This window comes from Streptomyces katrae, assembly GCF_000966975.1.
Taxonomy (GTDB): Bacteria; Actinomycetota; Actinomycetes; order Streptomycetales; family Streptomycetaceae; genus Streptomyces; species Streptomyces katrae.
In genome coordinates this window covers 1-4,589 of record NZ_JZWV01000162.1, presented here as the reverse complement: position 1 = coordinate 4,589, position 4,589 = coordinate 1, and the positions used below count along the sequence as shown (strand labels likewise).

The window sequence follows — 4,589 nt, the reverse complement described above, 5'->3', positions numbered from 1 at the left end:
TGCCCCCGGACACCGGAGCCGGTCGCGGAGCTCGCGGGGGCCCGCTGCGGAACGCTCACCGTGCCCGAGAACCGGAGCGATCCGGCCAGCCGCTGGATCAGGCTCGGCGTGGCGATCGTGCCGGCGCTCGCCGCCAAGCCCCGGCCCGACCCGATCGTCTGGCTCGCCGGAGGACCCGGGGACGACGCCGTCGGCGAGGCGAAGCTGGCCGTCGACGGCGGCCTGAACCGCGACCGCGACGTGATCCTCATGTCCCAGCGCGGCACCTACTCGGCCAACCCGGCGCTCACCTGCCCGAACATCGACGAGTTCAACGCCCGGGCGACCGGGCTCGCCTCCGACTCGCCCGAGACCCAGCGCCTGCACCTCCAGGCCACGAAGGCCTGCCGCGACCGGCTGGCCGGCCTCGGGGCCGACCTCGGCGCCTACAACGACATCGAGAGCTCCGCCGACCTCGCCGACCTGCGCACCGCGCTCGGCCTCCCGCAGTGGAACCTGTACGGCATCTCCTACGGCACCCAGCTGGCGCTCGTCACCATGCGCCTGCACCCGCAGGGGATCCGGTCGGTCGGCATCGACGGCATCCTGCCGCCCTCCACGGCCGGTGAGGCACTGGCCTGGAGCGCCGCCAAGCAGGGCTTCGACGGCCTGTTCAAGGCCTGCGCCGAACAGCCCGCCTGCAACGACCGCTATCCGAACCTGTCGGCCACCTTCGAGCGCCTCGTGGGCGAACTCCAGGCCAAGCCGGTCACCACCACCATCACCCTGCCCGGCACTCACAAGCAGGTGAAGGTGGTCCTGGACGGCACGGCCCTGGTGAACTGGATGACCTCCGCCACCCATGTGGCGCCCCAGGTGCCCCGCGCCCTCGACGAACTGGCCCACGGCAAACCCCAGCGGATCGCCGAGCAGTGGGCGGCCGCCAAGTACAGCCCCCAGGCCGTCGGCCGGACGTCCCACGGGCTGGTCTACGGAGTCTTCTGCAGCGAGTGGACCCCGTACGAGGCCCGGGACGCGGCCGTGCGCGGCGGCGAGGAGGCCTTCCCCTCCTTCCCGCGCTCGGTCCGGTCCCAGTCGCCGCAGCTGGCCTACCTCCACCAGGACTGCGACACCTGGAACGTCCCGGCCGCTCCGCGCTCCATCAGGGACGCCACGAAGGGCGACATCCCCACCCTGGCCATCTCCGGCGGCTTCGACTCGCAGACCGGAGCGGCCAACGGCCCCTACGTCGCCCGCACCCTGAACAGGGCCACCGTCGTCACCGTCCCCTACGAGCCGCACGTGGTCCTCGCCACCTCGAAGTGCGCCCGGACCATCGTGGCCTCCTTCTTCGACACCCCAACGGCCCCCGACACCAGCTGCCTCAAGGGCCTCAAGGCCCCGGCCTTCGAGACCGGCCCCTGAACCCGGGGGGCCGGGGGAGGCCGTCCGGAACCGTCCGGAACGACAACGGGCCACGTTCCGGAACGGTGCTTGACCGATCAACCTGCGGCAACGTAACTTCGGGCCGACCGACTCGTGAGCACAGGGAAGGAGGCGACGTCGGATGCCGACCGTCTCCGCGCCGCTGCGCCCCGCCCACGAGGTCGCCTGGGCCCCCGGCCGTGTAGCCCACGGCTGCTGAACGCCCCCTCACCCCGGTGCGCCCCCTAGCGGCCCCGGCCCTCCGTTTTCTCCCACACCGCCTGCGGTACGCCCTCGCGTGCCGACGTGCGCTCCCCGGGCCCTTCGGGCTCCGGGTCCTCAGAGCTGCGCCACCGAAAGAGAAAGCTCCTGAAATATGGCGACCAGTACACCCACGCCCCTTATCACCGTCAACGGGAAGGAAACCCCGCTCGCCCCGGCCGCACCCCACACCACGGTCCTCGACTTCCTGCGCGAGCGCGGCCTCACCGGCACCAAGGAGGGCTGCGCCGAGGGTGAGTGCGGAGCCTGTTCGGTCCTGGTCGCGCGGCCCGGCGTGGACAAGCCCACCGACTGGGTGGCCGTGAACGCCTGCCTGGTCCCGGCCGCGGCGCTCGACGGCCAGGAGGTGATCACCTCCGAAGGCCTCGCCACCCCCGGCGAGCCCGGCACCCCGCCCGCCCTGCACCCCGTACAGGAGGAGATGGCGGTCCGCGGCGGCTCCCAATGCGGCTACTGCACCCCGGGGTTCGTGTGCAGCATGGCCGCCGAGTACTACCGCCCCGACCGCTGCGCACACGCCGCCCCGCCCGACGGCGCAGGCTCCGGGCACGGCCACCCCGAGCACGGCGACCCCGAGCACGGCCCGAACGGCTTCGACCTGCACGCGCTGAGCGGGAACCTGTGCCGCTGCACCGGCTACCGCCCGATCCGCGACGCCGCGTTCGCCGTCGGCACGCCCGCCGGGGACGACCCGCTGGCCCTTCGCCGCGAGCAGTCCCCGCCCGCACCGGCCGCCACCGCCTACACCCGTGACGACAGCACCTTCCTGCGGCCGGGCAGCCTGGCCGAAGCGCTGGAACTGCTGCGCGAGCGGCCCGGGGCCGTCGTCGTCGCCGGCAGCACCGACTGGGGCGTGGAGGTCAACATCCGCTCCCGCCGCGCCGATTGCGTCATCGCCATCGACCGGCTGCCCGAACTGCGGTCCCTGCACGTCGCGTCCGACCACATCGAGATCGGCGCCGCGCAGACCCTCACCGAGATCGAGCGCCGCCTCGACGGCACCGTCCCCCTCCTGGCCGAACTCTTCCCGCAGTTCGCCTCCCGCCTCATCCGCAACAGCGCCACCCTCGGCGGCAACCTGGGCACCGGCTCACCCATCGGCGACAGCCCGCCGGTCCTGCTCGCCCTGGAGGCGTCGGTGGTGCTCGCCGACGCCGACGGTGAACGCGAAGTCCCCCTCGGCGACTACTTCACCGGCTACCGGCAGAGCGTGCGCCGCCCCGGCGAACTGATCCGCGCCGTGCGCATCCCCCTGCCGCTGTCGCCGGTCACCGCCTTCCACAAGATCGCCAAGCGGCGGTTCGACGACATCTCCAGCGTCGCCGTGGCCTTCGCACTCGACATCCAGGACGGGATCGTCCGCAAGGCCCGCATCGGGCTGGGCGGCGTGGCCGCCACCCCCCTCCGCGCCCTCGCCACCGAGGCCGCCCTGGAGGGCAGGGCCTGGACCGCGGAGACCGCCGAAGCGGCGGCCGAGGTGCTGAAGGCCCAGGGCACGCCGATGGACGACCACCGCGCCAGTGCCGCCTACCGCTCCGCGATGCTCGGCCAGAGCCTGCTCAAGCTGTACTCCCAGACCACCGAGGCGGTGTCTTCGTGAGCCAGTTGTCCCAGCGCCCCGAGAAGCCCGCCGTCGGGCTCCCGCTGCCGCACGAGAGCGCCAACCTGCACGTCACCGGCGCCGCGCTCTACACCGACGACCTGATCCACCGCACCAAGGACGTCCTGCACGCCCACCCGGTCCAGGTCATGAAGGCCCACGGCAGGATCACCGCCCTGCGCACCGAGCCCGCGCTCGCCGTGCCCGGTGTGGTCCGCGTGCTCACCGCCGCCGACGTGCCCGGCGTCAACGACGCCGGCATGAAGCACGACGAGCCGCTCTTCCCCGACACGGTCATGTTCCACGGCCACGCCGTCGCCTGGGTGCTCGGCGAAACCCTGGAGGCGGCCCGCCTCGGTGCGGCGGCCGTCGAGGTGGAGCTCGACGAACAGCCCTCCATCGTCACGCTGTCGGAGGCGATCGCGGCCGAGAGCTTCCACGGGGCCCGGCCCGTGATGCTGGCCGGCGACGTCGACGCCGGATTCGCCGACTCCGTCCACGTCTTCACCGGCGAGTTCCAGTTCTCCGAGCAGGAGCACTTCTACCTCGAGACCCATGCCGCGCTCGCCCACATCGACGAGGCCGGGCAGGTCTTCGTCCAGAGCAGCACCCAGCACCCCTCGGAGACCCAGGAGATCGTCGCCCACGTCCTCGGCCTGCACAGCCACGAGGTGACCGTGCAGTGCCTGCGGATGGGCGGCGGCTTCGGCGGCAAGGAGATGCAGCCGCACGGATTCGCGGCCGTCGCCGCCCTCGGCGCCAAGCTCACCGGCCGGCCCGTGCGGGTACGGCTCAACCGGACCCAGGACCTGACCATGTCGGGCAAGCGGCACGGCTTCCACGCCGCCTGGAAGATCGGCTTCGACGCCGAGGGCCGCATCCAGGCCCTCGACGCCACCCTGACCGCGGACGGGGGATGGAGCCTCGACCTGTCCGAGCCGGTGGTGGCCCGCGCCCTCTGCCACATCGACAACACGTACTGGATCCCCCACGCGCGCGTCGCCGGCCGCATCGCCAAGACCCACAAGGTCTCGAACACCGCCTTCCGGGGCTTCGGCGGCCCCCAGGGCATGCTGGTGATCGAGGACATCATGGGCCGCTGCGCCCCGCTGCTCGGCCTCGACCCGATGGAGCTGCGGGAACGCAACTTCTACCGGGCCGGCCAGCACACCCCGTACGGGCAGCCGGTCACCCAGCCCGGACGGATCCGGGCCGTCTGGGACCAGGTCAAGGAGAACGGCGGCCTCGCCGACCGCCGACGCGAGATCGCCGCCTTCAACGCCGCGCACCCGCACACCAAACG

Annotated in this window: 3 protein-coding genes; all 3 read left to right on the top strand. The window is 72.8% G+C overall.

Features of this window, described 5'->3' with window-relative positions; translation table 11 throughout:
* The coding region (locus tag VR44_RS08095) for an alpha/beta fold hydrolase (protein ID WP_052713507.1) at positions 1-1,404 on the top strand (1,404 nt) is incomplete at its 5' end.
* Positions 1,405-1,780: 376 nt separating this feature from the next.
* The gene (locus VR44_RS08090) at positions 1,781-3,286 is read left to right on the top strand and encodes a xanthine dehydrogenase small subunit (RefSeq protein ID WP_045946707.1); all 1,506 of its coding nucleotides are present in this window, start codon (positions 1,781-1,783) and stop codon (positions 3,284-3,286) included.
* Positions 3,283-4,589 (top strand): molybdopterin cofactor-binding domain-containing protein (locus VR44_RS08085; protein WP_045946709.1); only part of this gene is annotated, 1,307 nt, incomplete at its 3' end. The genes VR44_RS08090 and VR44_RS08085, both read left to right, overlap by 4 nt.